Origin of the sequence: Pseudomonas syringae pv. cilantro, assembly GCF_001293775.1 — a bacterium.
Taxonomy (GTDB): Bacteria; Pseudomonadota; Gammaproteobacteria; order Pseudomonadales; family Pseudomonadaceae; genus Aquipseudomonas; species Aquipseudomonas syringae_P.
The window spans coordinates 161,386-177,326 of sequence record NZ_LGLN01000065.1; the positions used below are offsets into that span (position 1 = coordinate 161,386).

Consider the following 15,941-nt stretch of genomic DNA (forward strand, 5'->3'; position numbering starts at 1 on the left):
CAGTTCCTGTGCGGTGTGAGACGACTCTTTTATAGCGCAATTGCGAGAGTGTCGCGATTACGGAGCAGCCTCACTCACCCGCAAACGGCACCAGCGAATCCAGCAACCAGGCGCCCGCCGGCCCCAGACTGCGCTGGAACGACCAGATGATGTCCACTGCTGAACGTCGCGGCCAGCCGGAAACGTTCAGCTCCTTCAACAACCCGCCCGAGTACCGCGACACCAGCCAGCGCGGCAATGCCGACCAGCCAAAACCGAAAGCTGCCATGTCCATCAGCAACAGGTAATTCGGTGCCGACCAGTGCCGGTGGCCGCTGGTCGGCAGGTCATCGGTAGGAATGCTGTGTTCGACAAGCGTGTTGAGGCGCAACGCGCGGTAGCGCGCCAGTTGCTGGTAATCGACCCGTTCCAGCACAGCAAGCGGATGCTTGTGCGAGACGAACAGACCGAAGTCGGCACTTTCATCGATCGTCGCATGGCCGATCTCCGGCGGGTAACTGGCTTGCGCCGATAACAGACCCAGCGAAGCCCGGCCCGATTGCACCAGATTGATCGCATCACCGTGCTCGGCAAATACGCACTCCATTTCCAGCTCTGGAAAACGCTGGTCCAGTTCGGTCATCAGCCGCTCGAAATCCGCAAACTGATTGGCGTCGGACAACACCAGCGTCAGCCTCGGTTCGACGCCCGCTGACAGGCGCGCGGCAGCGCGGCGCAGCCGGTCGGAAGCGCACAGCAGGTCGTCGACGCGACCGAGCATGGCTCTCCCCGCTTCGGTCAACACCGGTTGCCGCGACGAACGATCAAACAGCTCCAGCCCCAGGTCGATCTCCAGGCGGGCAATCGCTTCACTGATGGTCGACTGGCTTTTGCCCAGGCGGCGGGCGGCAGCGCTGAACGAACCCAGAGCGGCGATCTGTACAAACGCTTCCAGCGCTTCGGGGGAATAACTCATGACGATCTCTTATCGGCTTTACCGATGGTAATGATTTTCAGATTAACGCAAACACCGATGACAATGCTGCCATGAATGAACATCAAGGACAGCCCGATCATGAGTCAACACACACTGCACGCCGAATCATCCCCAGCCGTGGCGCCTAAAACCCTTCGCGAACGCGCACTGCATGCCGCCCTGTTCGAGATCGGCGGGGTGCTGCTGGTCGCGCCGCTGCTCGCCTGGCTGATGGACCACTCACTGGCCATGATGGGCCTCATGACCGTGATGATTTCCACCGTCGCCATGCTCTGGAACATGCTCTACAACGCCCTGTTCGACCGCCTTCGGAAACGCTTCGGCTTCGCCATGAACCTGACGATCCGCATCCTGCACGCCATGGGCTTCGAAGCCGGACTCATCCTCGTCGTAGTGCCACTGGCCGCATGGTGGCTGTCGATCAGCCTGCTGCAAGCCTTCCTGCTGGACATCGGCCTGCTGCTCATGTTTCTGCCGTACACCCTGCTATTCAACTGGGCTTACGACACTTTGCGCGAACGGCTGGTCGAGCGGCGGTTGTCGAGGTGTGAGGTGCTGTGAGCGGAAGGGTTTGCGCGGGCGTTCAGGCGTCTGCGCTGTTAGTATGTGCTAACGTCGTTCAGCCAGAAGAGACCTATGAACCTGACCAGACTTTGCCTTAAGAACTATCGCCGCTTTGCCGAGTTCGATATCGAATTCGATCCGCAATTGACGATAATTTCCGCGCGCAATGGCCAAGGTAAGACGTCGGTTCTGGAAGCCATTGTTGCGGCTCTGGGTCCCTTCGTCGGCTCGTTCGATCAGGGAGTGTCCAGGCATATCGAGCGTACTGATGCTCGGTATGCGCGGGTAGGTGAAGGGTTTGAAAGCGAGCAGCAATTTCCAGTGGTCATCAGTGCAGAAATGTCCAACCCTGCAATGCGTTGGCAGCGAGCGCTTAATGGTCCGAAAAGCCGCACTACCACCAAAGAAGCCGAGCCACTGGCTGCCTGGGGAAAAGAACTCCAGTCCATACTGCGTAGCGATTCGGCGATTTCGCTGCCCGTTGTGCGCTATTACAGCTCCAGACCCTAGAGTAACCTTTTCCTTGCATGTGGCAGTCCGCAACATTGCGGCCATCACAAGGATCGACGCTCGGCTCCTGCCTATGACCCCGGGCTTCTCATCAAACCTGACGAACATGATCCAGAGCATTACCTGTATTTTCATTCTTCCGGAAAGGTACTCGCCCGTAACAACCTGAATGATCACGAAAATAGCTGCGCCACGGAGACCATTCAGCGCTTGAGGGTGCCCGTGCGAACGCAGTGCGCAGCTATCGCAAGCTGCACGATGCGGATCTATGCGAGATAGCTTCGTGGTCAGACGCTGAACGTAACGATTATTTTCGTCAGGAGATTGAGGCCACCCGCTGGCTCCCCTACGCTACAACGATCAGACACTTCTTGCAGAAGTGACAGCAGTGTTTCCATATACTTCCCGCCTTTCTCACTGGCTTATCCCCCCGTCTACAAAGCACACTGTCCGCCACTGACCACCATGGCAAGGACCTTGGCCCATGAACACTAAAATCATAAAACTGGCAGCGTTCAGCGATGGGGAGCGCGGCGGCAACCCGGCAGGCGTATGGATAGGCGAATCGCTGCCCGACGCCGCCGTCATGCAACAGATTGCAGCCGACGTCGGTTTTTCCGAAACGGCTTTTGCCGCTCCCACCGAAAACGGCTGGCGGGTGCGTTACTTTTCGCCGCTGGCCGAGGTGCCGTTCTGCGGGCACGCGACCATCGCGCTGGGTGCAGCGCTGGCCGCGCAACACGGCGACGGCGTGTACGATCTGACGCTCAATCAGGCACAGATCACGGTGGAAGGACATGCTCGGGGCTCGCTGACGTCGGCAGCGCTGCAGTCGCCGCCCACCTTCAGCAAGCCAATCAATGCGCACTTGCTGGAAGAAGCTCTGGCGCTGTTCGGCTATACGTCCAGCGATCTGGATCAGCGCATCACGCCGGCACACATCAACGGCGGTGCCGGGCATCTGATTCTGGCGCTGAACAGTCGTGCAGCACTGAAGGCCATGCGTTACGACCAACAGGCCGGGCGTGAGCTGATGGTGCGTGAGGGCTGGGCAACGATTCTGCTGGCCTGGGCAGAAACCGATCAGATGTTTCATACCCGCAACCCGTTCGCGTTCGGCGGGGTTTACGAGGATCCCGCCACCGGTGCCGCCACAGCCGCGCTGGGCGGCTATCTGCGTGACATCGGCTGGCCGCACGGCGGGCTGATCGACATTCTGCAAGGCGAAGACATAGGCAGCCCATCGCGTTTGCGCGCCGAAATCCCGGAACAACCGGGCAGCTCGATCCGGGTCTCGGGAATGGCGCGCAGGTTGTAGTGTCTATCAGGTCCTGAGTTTGCTGCCACCCATTGCCACGCCCAGCAACATCACGGCAACGATCATGAACGCCAGTTCAAGGCTGCTGATGTGGGCAATGAAACCAATGGCCGCAGGGCCGATCAGAATCCCGGCGTAGCCCACGGTGGTGATTGCCGGGATTGCCACGCTTTCCGGCATGGTTTTCTGCCGGCCGACCGCGCTGTAGCAAACCGGTACGATGTTCGAACAACCAGCGCCCACCAGCGCATACCCGAGCAGCGCCGCCTGCCAGACCGGGATCAGCGTGGCGACAGCCAGACCGCCCGCTGCACACAAGCCACCCAGAATGATGACCCGGTTGGAGCCAACCCGTTTCACGACCGCGTCGCCGAACAGTCGACCCAGGGTCATGGTTGCGGCGAACACCGCGTAGCCCAGCCCGGCATAGGACGCTTCAACGCCGCGCAACGAGGTGAGGAACACCGCGCTCCAGTCGAGCATTGCACCTTCGGCCAGAAAAACAGTGAAGCACAGCAGCCCGATAAACAGCACCACGCCACGCGGGACCGCAAAGGCCGGCCCATCCGATGGGCTGCCGTACGGCAACAGGTTCGGCGCAGCCTTGGCCAAAGCAACCAGCGTCAGCACGACCACCACCAGCATCGAATAGAACGGCGAGATGCCGAGGCTGAGCAAGCCCGCAACACCGGCTGCGCCGACGATTCCGCCGAGGCTGAACAGGCCGTGAAACCCCGACATCATGGTCTTGCCGCTGTTGCGCTCGACAATCACCGCCTGGACGTTGGCCGTGCAATCCACCCCGCCCATGCTTGCGCCGAACAGAAACAGCGTGGCGATCAATAACGGCAGACTGGAGATCGTCGCCAGCAACGGCAGGCACAGGCAGATCAACAGCGTCGAACAGACCAGCAAGCGCCGACACCCGAACCGCGCGGCCAGCGCGCCCGCCAGCGGCATAGAAATGATCGAGCCCACGCCAAGGCACAGCAGCAACAGGCCCAGCGTGCCCTCATCGAGTCCCATCCTTTGCTTGACGTAAGGCACCAGCGGCGCCCACGACGCCACGCTGAAACCGGCGATGAAAAACGCGATACGCGTCGAAGACTGTTCTGCCCGAGCCTTGGCGTCCTGGGCTGCGGTGCTGAAAGAGGTCATGCATGCTCCTTTCCAAGCGGGCTGGTCGAGTCGACAAACGTGACCGCCTGAAACTAATTAATTAAACAAACATATGATAAGCGGACAGCAAAAACGGTGTCGACCTCACTTTTTCACATGAATAATTTGTTGATCAAAAAGCGGCATAAAGCCAGCATTTTTTGGTGCGCTCTGGAAAAACCCTTAAATATCAAAAGCATTTTGGATCCTTTTTTTTCAGCTAATACTAAAGATAAGTTAACTAACCTTTTTTTATGATTTTTCGATCTATGACCGTTTATTGCCAGATTAAAAGTGCTGAGGTAGATTCAACCCCGCACTTGGTTAGTGCCACTAACTTTCGCCAATGACCTCAAGTAGAGCATCTGGCGGAACAGGGAGAAACAGTTCTTCATGGAGGATTCGCGTTATGAATGCTGACCGTAAAAAAGCTACCCCTCCTCGCTCAATGTACAAACTGAGCTCGCTGCAAGCCTGCTCAGCCTCCCCGAGAGCAGTCTGAACAACGGAAGCGCCCTGTGTTCCCGCTTTTTTGGCGCGCTCGACCTTTACCCCCATGGCCCCCATGAATTGATGTGCAACACGCACAGGTTGCCTCTGCACGCGGACGCGCCTGCATTGAAAACATCAGTCAGCTGCTGGCCTGCAACGGGCAATGGAAGTCTTCGCTGTCAAAGTGATCCCGCACGTTAGGGCCTTTCTGCCCTGCTCTACCAACTTACGACGAACGCTGAACTCATTCGGTTTGCCCACCCGGCAACCCGTTACGGAATTCGTATGTGCGCTCGTTCTTATTTTCCAATGAAGAACATCTAACTTTTCAAAACGGAGATGATTATGACTGGACTCAAAGTTGGTATCGTTGGTCTCGGCGCACAGATGCAGGAAAATCTGCTGCCCACACTTCTGCAAATGCCGGATATTCGCATCGTCGCGGTCTGCGACAGCGACCGTGGCAGGGCCGAGCAAATCAATCGTTTCGTATCCAATGTAATGATCACGGACGACTTCGACGAGATGCTTGCATCTGCAGCGCTCGATGCCGTCATCATGGCCTGTCCGCCCCAGGCCCACCGCGATCTTTCGTTCAAGGCGATGGCCAAAGGCGTGCATGTTTTCGTCGAGAAGCCGCCCTGCTTCACCCTCGCCGAACTTGAAGAACTGATCGCTGCCAGCCACCGCGCGAACGTGATTACCGGCGTTGGCATGAACTTCAAGTTTGCCAAACCCATGCGTCAATTGCGCCAGATGACCAGTACCGAGCAATTCGGCAAGATCGTGCATACTCAGCTCAATCACTACGCCAGCAAGCCCACCTCACCACTCTGGGGCCTCGACTCGACGTTACGCTCTTTCTTGCTCGCGCAAGCCATTCACACCATTGACCTGGGCGTCACCTTCGGTGGCGGCGAACTGCGCGATATCGAATCCCGAGTGCAGCGCCACGGCGACTCGCTGCTGGTGAGTCTGGAGTTGCAGTTCACCACCGGTGCCAGCGTCAGCCTGCTCAGCGGCACCCTGTTCCCCTACTTCGAATTCGACATGAAGATCGTCAGTTCCAACTCGATGATGGTCGAGCTCAACAACCTGTGGAACATCACCATGCACGAGCCGGAACACGGCACCAGCGCTACCGGACCGGCCAAACGCTGGAGAGGCGCATGGCAGCCGGGCCCGCTTGACTCAGGTTATGAGCGCAGCGGCTACTTTGGCGAACTGGAGCAGTTTTTCCATGCCGTACGCCACAACACCGCTTATGAGGCCAGTTTCGAAAGCCTGCGGCCCACCTACGCAGTCATCGAAAGCATCTGCCATGCAGACGCCGTCGCCCGACCAGACCTTGCGCTGAGCGCTTGACCGTACGCCAATCCAACGCCTGTTTGCGGAGCCTCGACATGACCCTTCTTTCCAGTGCTGTAACTGCCCGACCACCTGTGTCTGATAAATACCGTCCGTCGTATACCGACGACCTGCTGACCCTGCAGCTGACCCTTGAGCGTCCGCTGTCGGGCACCAGCGATGTAGTCAGCGAGTACGAAAACAAACTTGCCGCATGGTTCGAAGCGCAGCACGCAATTGCCGTGTCTTCCGGCGGCGCCGCGCTCAGCGTGGCCATTTACGCATCGGGCGTGGGGCCGGGCGACGATGTCCTGCTGACGCCCAGCTGCCCGCTATGCACTATTTACCCGATCATTGCTGCCGGGGCCAATCCGATATTCGTCGATACCCGCGCCCACGGTTTTGGCGCAGACCCGGCGTCGATTAAGGCGCGAATGACGCCGCGCACCAAGGCAATCATCGATATCCCGATGTGGGGCTACCCGACAGAAGTCGACGAATTGCGCGCGCTGACTCATGAGTTGGGCATCAAACTCATTCTGGACCTGGCGCACTCTCATGGCACAACGCTCAAGGGCCGCCCGCTGTCGCAGTTCGGCGACCTGTCCTGTTTCAGCACCCATGAGCGCAAGCCACTGGCGACCGGCGAAGGGGGTTTTATTCTCACCGATGACGATGCGCTGGCACAACGCAGCCGCGACTACAGTCGCTTCGGCAACCTCAACGGTAAAGACTTCGGCCTCAACTACAAGCTCGCCGCATTGCCAGCGGCCCTGGGTGGCAGCCGCCTGTCATCACTGGCCGGCCAGATCCAGAAACGCAGAGAGAACGCCGCCTACTTTCTAGGCAAGCTGGATCACAGCAAGGTTCGCGAGAAGAAAATCATCGACGGTGGCCAGCCCAATTATTACTTCCTCAACCTGGAACTGCACTTTGCCGACAACCGCGCGTTCATCGATTACCTGGATAACGCCGGTATCCCCTCCGATATCAAGCGCTACGGCTGCAAGGCGCTTTATGAGTTTCCGGTGCTGGCGCACTACCGCAACGAATGCCCGAACGCCGAGGCGTTGCTGGCAGGCATGACGACGATTCCGGTGCACCCGGACATCACCCTGGCGGAGCTGGACTACATGGCTGATCGCATTAATCAGTACGGTGCCGCGTAATGACCGACGCCCTCGATCGCTCACAATTGGATCGGCATTTCACCGCGTCCGGATTCGTCTTGAATCCGGACCGGAAGATGCTGTTGTTGCATCACCGCAAGCTGGGCGTCTGGCTGTATCCGGGCGGCCACATCGAACAGGGAGAAACCCCGGACGTCGCTGTGCTCAGGGAGATTTTCGAAGAAACCGGCATTCATGCCGAGCTGCTCGGCGAACGCGATGAGGCGCTGGCCGATGTCGAAACCGATGTCACCGTGTTGCATCAGCCTTATCGGGTGCTGTGCGAATACATCGACGACAAGCGCGGCCCGCATTATCACCTGGACCTGATTTATGTCACGGCAACCCGCCTGCGCGCCTGCCCGGACGACAGAGAAGTCGAGCATGCGCGGTTTTTCAGCCTTCAGGAAACCGCAGACCTGAAGATGTTTCCCAACTTCCGGCGCATGGTGGACCGGGTCTTTGCAGACGACGCGCTGTGGGACCTGGTGGGGATGAAGGTGTCGCCATGAACCTTCGAACCATCACTCAGAAAGGCCCGATGCATTCGATCGATGACCTGCGCGAGCTGGAGCGGGCACTGGATTCGGGTCTGACGGGCACCTCACCGATTGTCGAAGAGTACGAAGCAGCGCTTTCTGCACTGTATGGCATCAAGCATGTGATCGCTGTGTCTTCGGGTGCGGCATCGGTGACAGCGGCACTGGCGGGTGTCGATTTCCAGCCGGGCGACGAAGTCATCGTCGCCCCGACCGGACCGATCTGCACGGTGTTGCCGATTCTTTCGCTGGGGCTGGTGCCAGTATTCTGCGATGTTGCGCCGGACAGTTTCGGCCTGGATCCGGAGGACCTGAGGCGCTGTATCAGTACCCGTACCTGTGCCGTTATCGAAGTCCCCATGTGGGGCTATCCGATTCGCTCTAATGACACCTGGGCGTTTCTCCAGCAAGCCGGTATCCCGTTGATTCAGGATCTGGCCCACGCCCACATGACCCGGCTGAACGGCACATGGCTCGCGCGTCATGGCGATATCAGCTGTTTCAGTACCCATGACTGCAAGTTCATCTCGACCGGTGAAGGCGGCTTCGTGATGACCGATGACGATGGCCGGGCCAGACGTATCCGTGCCTACACCCGTTTCGGCAACCTGGCGGGCGAATCGTTGGGCATCAATCTGAAATTGGGCGGTCTGCAGGCGGCCCTGGGTCTGGCACGCTCGCGCCAGCTTTACGCGCACCTTGAACGGCGGCTGAGAAACCGCGAAAAGCTGCTGTCGCTGCTCGATAACCCTGCCTTTCGCGAGCTGCCGGTCATCACCGGCGGTGCAGTCAATGCCTATTCGCTGCTTCTGCAGTCGGTAGGGCACGACGGTCGCCAACTGGTGCATTACCAGCAACGTCACGGCATCGAGTCGGACATCGGCAAGTATGACAACCAGCCGCTTTACCAACTGCCGCTGCTGACCCGCTATCACCGCGACTGCCCCAACGCTGCCAGGTTGCTGCGTTCACTGACGACGGTGCCCTTGCATCCGAACCTGCCGGACGACGACCTGAACTACATCGCCGAGGTGCTCAATGGCTACTCTCCAGGCTGAAACGGCCCGCCGCTCGGACCATGCGGTGGTGATCGGTGGCAGTGTCACTGGCTGCCTGACCGCCGCCGTGCTGGCGCGCCGCTTCAAACGCGTCACCGTGGTCGAAAAAAGTGACTTTTACGATGAAACAGGGCCACGCCAGAGCATCCCGCAGGAGCACCACGTGCACCTGTTGCTGTTGCGCGGCAAGCAGATCATGGAGCGAATATTTCCGGTGCTGCTGAGTGCGCTGGAACACAACGGCGCTCAGGTAGCGGACCTGGGACACGATGTGAAGTGGTATCAGCGCGGCCGCTGGAAAAACCGCTATCGCAGCGGTATCGAGGCCCACTATTGCAGCCGCAGGCTTATCGACAATCAGTTGCGTCGCTGCCTGACAACAGTACCGCAGGTCACTGTCCTGTCCGGCACGCGGGTGACGCGCATGGAGCTTGCCGGAGCCGAAGATTCACCACAGGTGCGCGGCGTGGTGATCGACGACGGCTCGGGCGAACGCAGCCTGCCTTGCGACCTGCTGATAGACGCCAGCGGCCGGGGCACACACATGCCCGCCTGGTTGAAAGAGGCAGGCTTGGGTGTCGTGCAGAACAGCGTGGTCAAGACCGAACTGGGTTACGCATCGCGCATCTACAAACGCCTCCCCGCCTTCGCCGAACAATGGCAAGTACTGCTGGTGCTGCCGACGGCCCCGGCCCAGCGCTCGATGGGCGTCATCAGCCCTATTGAGGGCGATCGCTGGATGGTGACCACCGGCGGCTGGTTCGGCAACTTTCCCGGCAAGGACCCGGACCAGTTCCTGCAAGCACTGGCCAGCCTCCCCGTGCCGGACATCCACGATGTCATTCGCCAGGCCGAGCCATTGTCGGAGGTCTTCACCTTCAAGATGCCCGGCAGTCGCCGCACTCACTATGACCGTCTTGCGCACTGGCCAGAAGGTTTGCTGGTAGTGGGCGACGCCTTGAGCAGCATGAATCCGCTTTACAGCCAAGGCATGACCATCGGTGCGCTCGAAGCCGATTGCATCGACAACCACCTTGACGCCTTGCTCGACCGCTCGCTTGGTTGCCAGAAATTGCAAGGCTCGCTGTGCGCAGTGGTGGACGGAGCCTGGAACATGGCCACCACCGAAGATTTTCGCTTCCCGGAAACTTCGGGTGAGCGCACCTGGCGCACGCGCTTCGACCATTGGTACGGCGCGGGGTTGGGTGAGCTCTCGGCGAACAATCGTCGTGCACTGGAAACGCAGATCGGTGTGACCAATCTGGTGGTAGAACCGAGCCGGCTCTATGCGCCAGCCATTGTGTCGCGTATCGCACTCAACGCCCTACTTTCCCGGACTACTCGACAATGATCGACGATCCCCTGCATTTCTCCGGCATCGAACAGGTGGTATTCGACTGGAACGGTACCCTGATCGACGACATCGATCTGGCTGTTTTCGCCGTGAACCGCTGCGGCGAGCACTTTGGCGTCGCCCCCATCACCGCAGAACAGTACCGGGCCAGGTTCGACTTTCCGATTGCCGGTTTCTATGCGGCACTGGGCTTCGACCTTGACCGCGTGCCGTTCTCCACCATCGTTCAACACTACCTTGAATACTTTGACGCAAACGTCGCCCATTGCCCGCTGCAACCGGGCGTGATCGAGTTTCTCGATGCAGCGCGCCGCGCCGGGATTGGTGTCTCGGTCCTGTCAGCGTCGCATTGTGACGTGCTGGTGCAGACCCTGCATGCCAAGGGCTTGTATGACTGTTTTGAACACGTCGTGGGGCTTAGCCATAACCAGGCCACCAGCAAGACAGCCGAAGCCGTGGTGCTGCAAAAAACGCTGGGCACGCCTGCCTCACGAACGTTGTTTGTCGGCGATACGCTGCATGATTTCGATGTGGCGCGCGCCGTGGGCTGGTCGCCGGTGCTGGTCTCCACAGGCCATCAGGACAGCGAGCGTTTGCGCCTCAGTGGCGCGCCTCTGCTCAGCGGCCTGGGCGAGCTGCTCGAACGCTTTGCCCCCACGCCTGTACGGCGTGCCGAAACCGGGAGCGCCTGAACATGACGACCTCGCACTTTGTCCTGATCAGCCTGATCACCGCGGCGTTGGCGTTGCGCGCCATGGTGGCTTTTTATTACCGCGACAAGCAGCGCATATTGCGACTGTTGCGCCTGGTGCCACGCCTCGCCGACCGCAAGGAACACTATTACCGACCGCTGGACGGCTGGTTCGCGCCGCTGCCGTTCATCTGGACATGGCTGGACATCGTCGCCGCCGTGTTACTGGCCTCGCTTTATTCATCGCCTCTGGCATGGCTGTTGGTGGTGTTATGGAGCGGTGGACGGCTGCGCGCGCTGCAGGAGTTCGGGCATAACGCCGTGCATTTCGCGTTATGCCCCAACCATGAATGGCAATGGTGGCTGAGCAATGTCTTCTATCAATTCCCGGCTTTCAAACGCGACATGCGCAGCCGGCACAAGACCCACACACTGGAACACCACCGCAACCCCAACCATCCGAGCCTGGACCCCAACCGTGCGCGAGTGCATGCCGGCGGCTATGTGGCCGGGATCTCTGCGGGCAGGTTCTACGGGTTGTTGCTGTACCCGCTGACGCCTCGCGGTGCCTGGGTCAATCTGGTCACGATGGCGCGCAGCAGCCTGCTCAATCACTCGCACCTGACCACCGCGGTTCGGGTGATCTGTCTGCTCGCAGTCGCAGCCCTGCTCTATTGGGCGGGGGGCTGGAAAGGTGTGATGTTTGCCTGGCTGGTCCCGCTGCTGACCTCTTACCCGCTGTTTGCGTGGGTATCGCTGCTCACCGAACACCGCTGGTTTGTCGAAGGAACGTCCAGAGACCGACGCGATCTCGAATACCTGGCCGGACGTCCTACCGATTACTTCGGCCTCACAGGCTGGCTGATCCGCGTGTTCATCGCGCCGACCTCGGATGCCTATCACCTGGCCCACTCTCTATATCCGGGCGTTCGCTGGAACTACCTGCCCGCGATAGACCGACACCTGAAGATTCACGAACCCCGTTACAGCAGCAATGCCAGTGAAGGCCTGTTGCTGCGTCGCGGCAGCGCACCGACGGCGCTTTCCGAACTGTACGAGCGCCTGGTGAGCACCGGGCATCCAGAAACCACCCTGAAGACGAGAGGCAGCGTATGAGCAATCCATCGGCACATCAGCAGATTCAACGCATCGGCATAATTGGCGGCAGTGGCCTGCAGCAGTTGCCCGACCTGAAGGATATCCAGCTCGTCGAGTGCGAAACAGCGTTCGGCAAACCCTCATCGCCCGTCACGCTGGGCAACCTCAATGGCGTGCCGGTAGCCTTCGTGCAGCGCCACGGTACAGGACACACGATTCCGCCATCGTTCATTAATGTGCGGGCCAATATTGCCGCGCTGCGCAGCGTCGGCTGTACCCAACTGTTGTCGGTCAGTGCGGTGGGCAGCCTGACCCACGATGCGCCGCCGGGCAGCTTTGTGCTGATCGATCAATTCATCGACCGAACCATCAAGCGCGACAAGACATTCTTCGGTCCGGGACTGGTCGGCCACGTACCGTTTGGCGATCCTGTATGCGGGCGCATGCGTTCGGTCCTGGCAGCCGCAGCAGAGACCGCCGACGTACAGGCACGAAATGGTGGCACGTACGTGGTCATGGAAGGGCCACAGTTTTCGACTCGCGCCGAATCCGGCCTCTACCGTCAGTGGGGCGGCACTGTGATCGGCATGACGGCGATGCCAGAAGCCAAGCTGGCGCGTGAAGCGGAGCTTTGCTACGCCATGATAGCCATCCCGACCGATTTCGATTGCTGGCACGACTCTCACGAACAGGTCAACGCGACGCTGGTGGCGCAGCGAATGGCCGATACGCTCACGCTGACCCGCCGTCTGGTCACTGAAGCCATCACCCGGCTGGGCGAACATCAGGGTGCCTGCTCATCAGGGTGCGATCACGCGCTGGACACTGCGGTGATGACCGCCCCGGAGCATCGCGACCCGGAAATGATCGCACGCCTGCTGACGGTCGCTCCCAATGCGACTCATCTGGGGGCCAAAGCATGAGCCAGGCGGCGACCACTAAAGACCGGGTCAGAATCAAACAGGTCGATGTGCTTTCGGACAACTGGTACGTGCTGCGCAAGACCACGTACGACTTTCAGGGGCGCAACGGCATCTGGCGCACCCTGACCCGGGAAACCTACGACCGGGGCAACGGTGCAACGATTCTGCTCTACAGCAAGCTGAAACAGACCGTCGTCCTGACCCGGCAGTTCCGGTTTCCCGCATTCGTCAACGAACACGACGGCATGCTCGTCGAAACCTGCGCCGGGCTGCTGGATCGTGACGATCCACAGACCTGTATTCGCAAGGAAACCGAAGAGGAAACCGGTTATCGCATTCAGGAGGTGCGCAAGGTGTTCGAAGCGTTCATGAGCCCGGGATCGGTGACCGAGCGGCTATACTTTTTTGTCGGTGAATATTTCGATGAGGACAAGCACAGCGCCGGGGGTGGCCTGGAGGCCGAAGGCGAAGAAATCGAAGTCCTTGAACTGTCGCTGGACAAAGCGCTGGCGATGATCGAGACCGGCGAGATCTGCGATGGCAAGACCATCATGCTGCTGCAATATGCCAAACTGCATCGACTACTGGATTGAAGCCGGTCATGGACGAACTTATCGCTATCAGCTCGATGGAACACGCCGAACTCGCCGAGTTCGTGGCCGGCATCAGCGCGCACACCGGGGTGCCCGTGCGCCTCTCACGCTGGTCCACTTCAGAATTGATCGAACGGGTGATCACCGGCACGGCCGGTGAATGGGATCTGCTGTTGGGAACAGCCGCAACGGCCATGCTTGACCCTGCACTGGCCTCACAGTTACGGGTTCTTGACGCACTCGATTGCTCGGCACTGCCTTCAGAAGCGGTCGCAACGGATCGCCGCTGGTTCAGCCCGTCAGGCTTCGTGCCCGCCTTTTGCTACGACCCCGCGGTGCTCGCGGCACAAGGTCTGACGCCACCGCTGTGCTGGGAAGCACTCTGCACACCGGCATGGTCGCAGCGCATCGCCATGCCGGATCCGGGGCGCTCTGGCGCAGGCTATCTGCACCTGAGCGCATTGCTGGAGCACTATGGCGAAAGGGCCTGGGAGATGCTGGCTCAGGTTGCACAACTGCGCCCCTTGATCAGCGGATCTTCGACTGCGCCCATAGAGGCCGTGCTCGAAGGCCATGCATGGGTCGGCATCAGTGTCTCGACGGCCGCCACGCGCGCGGCGGCGCAGCATCCCGCCCTGCACTGGTGCGTACCCACTGACGCACGCCGTTACGAGTTCGAAGTCTTCGGTTGCCGCGCCGGTTCACAAAAAACAAACGAGGCGCTACAGGCACTCGGATGGATGTTGTCACCGGACGCAGCGGCCGTCAGCCGACGCTATGGCAAGGTCGTGGTGGGCGGCGTGTCGAGCGATACGCTGGCGACGGCCGATCTGCAATCTCTGGACGCCAGCCAGGCCGGTCACGCCAAGGTTTCTCGCTGCACACGATGGCATTCACTGTTCGACACCCAGGCGGACCTATGACCGACATGGCTCACGACGAATCGACACAGTCCGCCTCGGCAGCCCTGGAAACGGCAACCGAGCGGCGGCCTTGGTCGATCTACCTTATGTTCGGGCTGTTCGGTGCTCAACAAGGCATGCTCGGGCCCTTGATGCCGTTTCTGCGGGCTGAATTTGACCTGGATCTGCGCTGGACCGGCCTGCATTTCACTGCCTATGCGCTGGGGCTGGTGTTGATCGGCATTCCGTGGCGCTGGCTGGAGCGACGGCAACTGCCTGTCGGAACGGGGCGCATCGCGGTAGCCTCGGTGGCCTTGGCAAGCGGACTTTTTGCCATTGCCGGCGGCCTGCCGATGACCCTGCCTGGCAGTGTGCTCATGGGTTTGTCAGGCGGGCTGGTCATGGCCGTCGGCCAGGCCATGCTCGGCAAGCGCTATCGTCAGCAGGCTGCGGCGAAACTGGTAGAAGCGCATATCGTCGCCGGGCTCTGTGTGCTGGCGGGTGCGCTGCTGGTTGGCGCGGTGACCGCTATCGGGCTTTCGTGGCGCATGGTTCCTCTGATGGTCAGTGCATGCGCGCTGATGATGTTCTGCGCGCCACTGACGATTCATCAACCACACCCCGACCAGACTGGTCTCTCGAAAATGGCGGCCGACACCCGGCACCCACCGCGCATGACCCGGCTCAGTCTGTGGGCTTTGGTGATTCTGGGGATCTCGGCGGAATGGGGTGTCGGGTTCTGGGGCGCGGAATACATCAAGACCCACGTGCAGACCAGCGCATCCGTCGCCGCGACGCTGATGAGCCTGTATTTTGCCGGCACAGTCTGCGGGCGCCTGTCCAGCAGCTACGCGTTGCGCCGGTTTTCACCTCAGGCACTGCTGACAACGGTGACCGTGAGCGCCATTGCGACACTGTTGGTGCTGTCGTCCGTCGAGGGACTTGTCGGGACAGCGATCTTCACGTTCATACTGGGGGCCTGTCTGGGGAACTTCTTTCCGCTGATTCTGGGCACTGCCATGCGCGCCGCACCTGACGCGAGTTCGGTGCTCAGCGCCCAGGCATCCCAGGCGGTCGGCGTGGCGCTGCTGCTGGCACCCTTTCTACTCGGGCTACTGTCCGAACGAATCGGGGTTGAAGCCGCCTTCAGCCTGTTGATCGTCTACCCCCTTCTCATGTTGCCGCTGGTGCCTGCCCTGCGTGGCACCTGGTCACTCGGCGGCACGACTGCACACTCAAAGGAGTAAGC

16 protein-coding genes are annotated in these 15,941 nt (G+C 60.2%); 14 read left to right on the plus strand and 2 right to left on the minus strand.

The genetic code is table 11. The features are described from left to right. Positions 1 to 70: 70 nt before the first annotated feature. Positions 71 to 955 (minus strand): LysR family transcriptional regulator, encoded by an 885-nt coding sequence (locus tag ABJ99_RS16255; protein ID WP_054086674.1) that lies wholly within the window; start codon positions 953 to 955, stop codon positions 71 to 73. A 99-nt stretch (positions 956 to 1,054) separates the two neighbouring features. Between ABJ99_RS16255 and ABJ99_RS16260 the strand changes: the two genes are divergently transcribed. From ABJ99_RS16260 to ABJ99_RS16270, 3 genes are all read left to right on the plus strand, one after another. Continuing rightward, positions 1,055 to 1,537 (plus strand): multidrug/biocide efflux PACE transporter, encoded by a 483-nt coding sequence (locus ABJ99_RS16260; protein WP_080378190.1) that lies wholly within the window; start codon positions 1,055 to 1,057, stop codon positions 1,535 to 1,537. A 75-nt stretch (positions 1,538 to 1,612) separates the two neighbouring features. Then, the gene (locus ABJ99_RS16265) at positions 1,613 to 2,050 is read left to right on the plus strand and encodes an ATP-binding protein (protein WP_054086676.1); all 438 of its coding nucleotides are present in this window, start codon (positions 1,613 to 1,615) and stop codon (positions 2,048 to 2,050) included. A 484-nt stretch (positions 2,051 to 2,534) separates the two neighbouring features. Further along, positions 2,535 to 3,368: a PhzF family phenazine biosynthesis protein gene (locus tag ABJ99_RS16270; RefSeq protein ID WP_054086677.1), complete on the plus strand. Its 834-nt coding sequence runs from the start codon at positions 2,535 to 2,537 to the stop codon at positions 3,366 to 3,368. A 6-nt stretch (positions 3,369 to 3,374) separates the two neighbouring features. Here ABJ99_RS16270 and ABJ99_RS16275 read toward each other — a convergent pair whose 3' ends face one another. Then, complete coding sequence (locus tag ABJ99_RS16275) at positions 3,375 to 4,526, minus strand: MFS transporter (RefSeq protein ID WP_054086678.1); 1,152 nt, start codon at positions 4,524 to 4,526, stop codon at positions 3,375 to 3,377. Positions 4,527 to 5,363: 837 nt separating this feature from the next. Here ABJ99_RS16275 and ABJ99_RS16285 point away from each other — a divergent pair. From ABJ99_RS16285 to ABJ99_RS16335, 11 genes are read left to right on the plus strand one after another with little or no spacing between them, the layout of a single operon-like run. Continuing rightward, on the plus strand, positions 5,364 to 6,383 hold the full coding sequence (locus tag ABJ99_RS16285; protein ID WP_054086680.1) for a Gfo/Idh/MocA family protein: 1,020 nt from the start codon (positions 5,364 to 5,366) through the stop codon (positions 6,381 to 6,383). 38 nt (positions 6,384 to 6,421) lie between these two features. After that, positions 6,422 to 7,534 (plus strand): DegT/DnrJ/EryC1/StrS family aminotransferase, encoded by a 1,113-nt coding sequence (locus tag ABJ99_RS16290; protein WP_054086681.1) that lies wholly within the window; start codon positions 6,422 to 6,424, stop codon positions 7,532 to 7,534. Beyond that, positions 7,534 to 8,046, plus strand: coding sequence for an NUDIX hydrolase (locus ABJ99_RS16295; protein WP_054086682.1), 513 nt, complete (start codon positions 7,534 to 7,536; stop codon positions 8,044 to 8,046). Before ABJ99_RS16290 ends, ABJ99_RS16295 begins: the two co-directional genes overlap by 1 nt. After that, positions 8,043 to 9,131 carry a DegT/DnrJ/EryC1/StrS family aminotransferase gene (locus tag ABJ99_RS16300; protein ID WP_054086683.1) on the plus strand — a complete coding sequence of 363 codons (1,089 nt, stop codon included), beginning with the start codon at positions 8,043 to 8,045 and terminating at the stop codon, positions 9,129 to 9,131. The genes ABJ99_RS16295 and ABJ99_RS16300 overlap by 4 nt, the downstream gene beginning before the upstream one ends. Beyond that, positions 9,112 to 10,482 carry an FAD-dependent oxidoreductase gene (locus tag ABJ99_RS16305; RefSeq protein WP_054086684.1) on the plus strand — a complete coding sequence of 457 codons (1,371 nt, stop codon included), beginning with the start codon at positions 9,112 to 9,114 and terminating at the stop codon, positions 10,480 to 10,482. The genes ABJ99_RS16300 and ABJ99_RS16305 overlap by 20 nt, the downstream gene beginning before the upstream one ends. Next, a complete protein-coding gene (locus ABJ99_RS16310; protein ID WP_054086685.1) occupies positions 10,479 to 11,177 on the plus strand; it encodes an HAD family hydrolase in 699 nt (232 codons plus the stop codon). The genes ABJ99_RS16305 and ABJ99_RS16310 overlap by 4 nt, the downstream gene beginning before the upstream one ends. A gap of 2 nt (positions 11,178 to 11,179) precedes the next feature. After that, positions 11,180 to 12,292 (plus strand): fatty acid desaturase family protein, encoded by a 1,113-nt coding sequence (locus ABJ99_RS16315; protein WP_054086686.1) that lies wholly within the window; start codon positions 11,180 to 11,182, stop codon positions 12,290 to 12,292. Beyond that, entirely contained in the window at positions 12,289 to 13,197 is a 909-nt protein-coding gene (gene mtnP, locus ABJ99_RS16320; protein WP_054086687.1) for an S-methyl-5'-thioadenosine phosphorylase, read from the plus strand. The genes ABJ99_RS16315 and mtnP overlap by 4 nt, the downstream gene beginning before the upstream one ends. Continuing rightward, positions 13,194 to 13,790 (plus strand): GDP-mannose pyrophosphatase NudK, encoded by a 597-nt coding sequence (gene nudK, locus ABJ99_RS16325; RefSeq protein ID WP_054086688.1) that lies wholly within the window; start codon positions 13,194 to 13,196, stop codon positions 13,788 to 13,790. The genes mtnP and nudK overlap by 4 nt, the downstream gene beginning before the upstream one ends. An 8-nt stretch (positions 13,791 to 13,798) precedes the next feature. Further along, complete coding sequence (locus tag ABJ99_RS16330) at positions 13,799 to 14,713, plus strand: ABC transporter substrate-binding protein (RefSeq protein ID WP_054086689.1); 915 nt, start codon at positions 13,799 to 13,801, stop codon at positions 14,711 to 14,713. Continuing rightward, entirely contained in the window at positions 14,710 to 15,939 is a 1,230-nt protein-coding gene (locus tag ABJ99_RS16335; protein WP_054086690.1) for an MFS transporter, read from the plus strand. Before ABJ99_RS16330 ends, ABJ99_RS16335 begins: the two co-directional genes overlap by 4 nt. Positions 15,940 to 15,941 lie beyond the last annotated feature (2 nt).

Bases quoted from the DNA above. Each gene is read 5' to 3' on its own strand.
- ABJ99_RS16255 (WP_054086674.1), bottom strand. From the start codon at position 955: ATGAGTTATTCCCCCGAAGCGCTGGAAGCGTTTGTACAGATCGCCGCT.
- ABJ99_RS16260 (WP_080378190.1), top strand. From the start codon at position 1,055: ATGAGTCAACACACACTGCACGCCGAATCATCCCCAGCCGTGGCGCCT.
- ABJ99_RS16265 (WP_054086676.1), top strand. From the start codon at position 1,613: ATGAACCTGACCAGACTTTGCCTTAAGAACTATCGCCGCTTTGCCGAG.
- ABJ99_RS16270 (WP_054086677.1), top strand. From the start codon at position 2,535: ATGAACACTAAAATCATAAAACTGGCAGCGTTCAGCGATGGGGAGCGC.
- ABJ99_RS16275 (WP_054086678.1), bottom strand. From the start codon at position 4,526: ATGACCTCTTTCAGCACCGCAGCCCAGGACGCCAAGGCTCGGGCAGAA.
- ABJ99_RS16285 (WP_054086680.1), top strand. From the start codon at position 5,364: ATGACTGGACTCAAAGTTGGTATCGTTGGTCTCGGCGCACAGATGCAG.
- ABJ99_RS16290 (WP_054086681.1), top strand. From the start codon at position 6,422: ATGACCCTTCTTTCCAGTGCTGTAACTGCCCGACCACCTGTGTCTGAT.
- ABJ99_RS16295 (WP_054086682.1), top strand. From the start codon at position 7,534: ATGACCGACGCCCTCGATCGCTCACAATTGGATCGGCATTTCACCGCG.
- ABJ99_RS16300 (WP_054086683.1), top strand. From the start codon at position 8,043: ATGAACCTTCGAACCATCACTCAGAAAGGCCCGATGCATTCGATCGAT.
- ABJ99_RS16305 (WP_054086684.1), top strand. From the start codon at position 9,112: ATGGCTACTCTCCAGGCTGAAACGGCCCGCCGCTCGGACCATGCGGTG.
- ABJ99_RS16310 (WP_054086685.1), top strand. From the start codon at position 10,479: ATGATCGACGATCCCCTGCATTTCTCCGGCATCGAACAGGTGGTATTC.
- ABJ99_RS16315 (WP_054086686.1), top strand. From the start codon at position 11,180: ATGACGACCTCGCACTTTGTCCTGATCAGCCTGATCACCGCGGCGTTG.
- mtnP (WP_054086687.1), top strand. From the start codon at position 12,289: ATGAGCAATCCATCGGCACATCAGCAGATTCAACGCATCGGCATAATT.
- nudK (WP_054086688.1), top strand. From the start codon at position 13,194: ATGAGCCAGGCGGCGACCACTAAAGACCGGGTCAGAATCAAACAGGTC.
- ABJ99_RS16330 (WP_054086689.1), top strand. From the start codon at position 13,799: ATGGACGAACTTATCGCTATCAGCTCGATGGAACACGCCGAACTCGCC.
- ABJ99_RS16335 (WP_054086690.1), top strand. From the start codon at position 14,710: ATGACCGACATGGCTCACGACGAATCGACACAGTCCGCCTCGGCAGCC.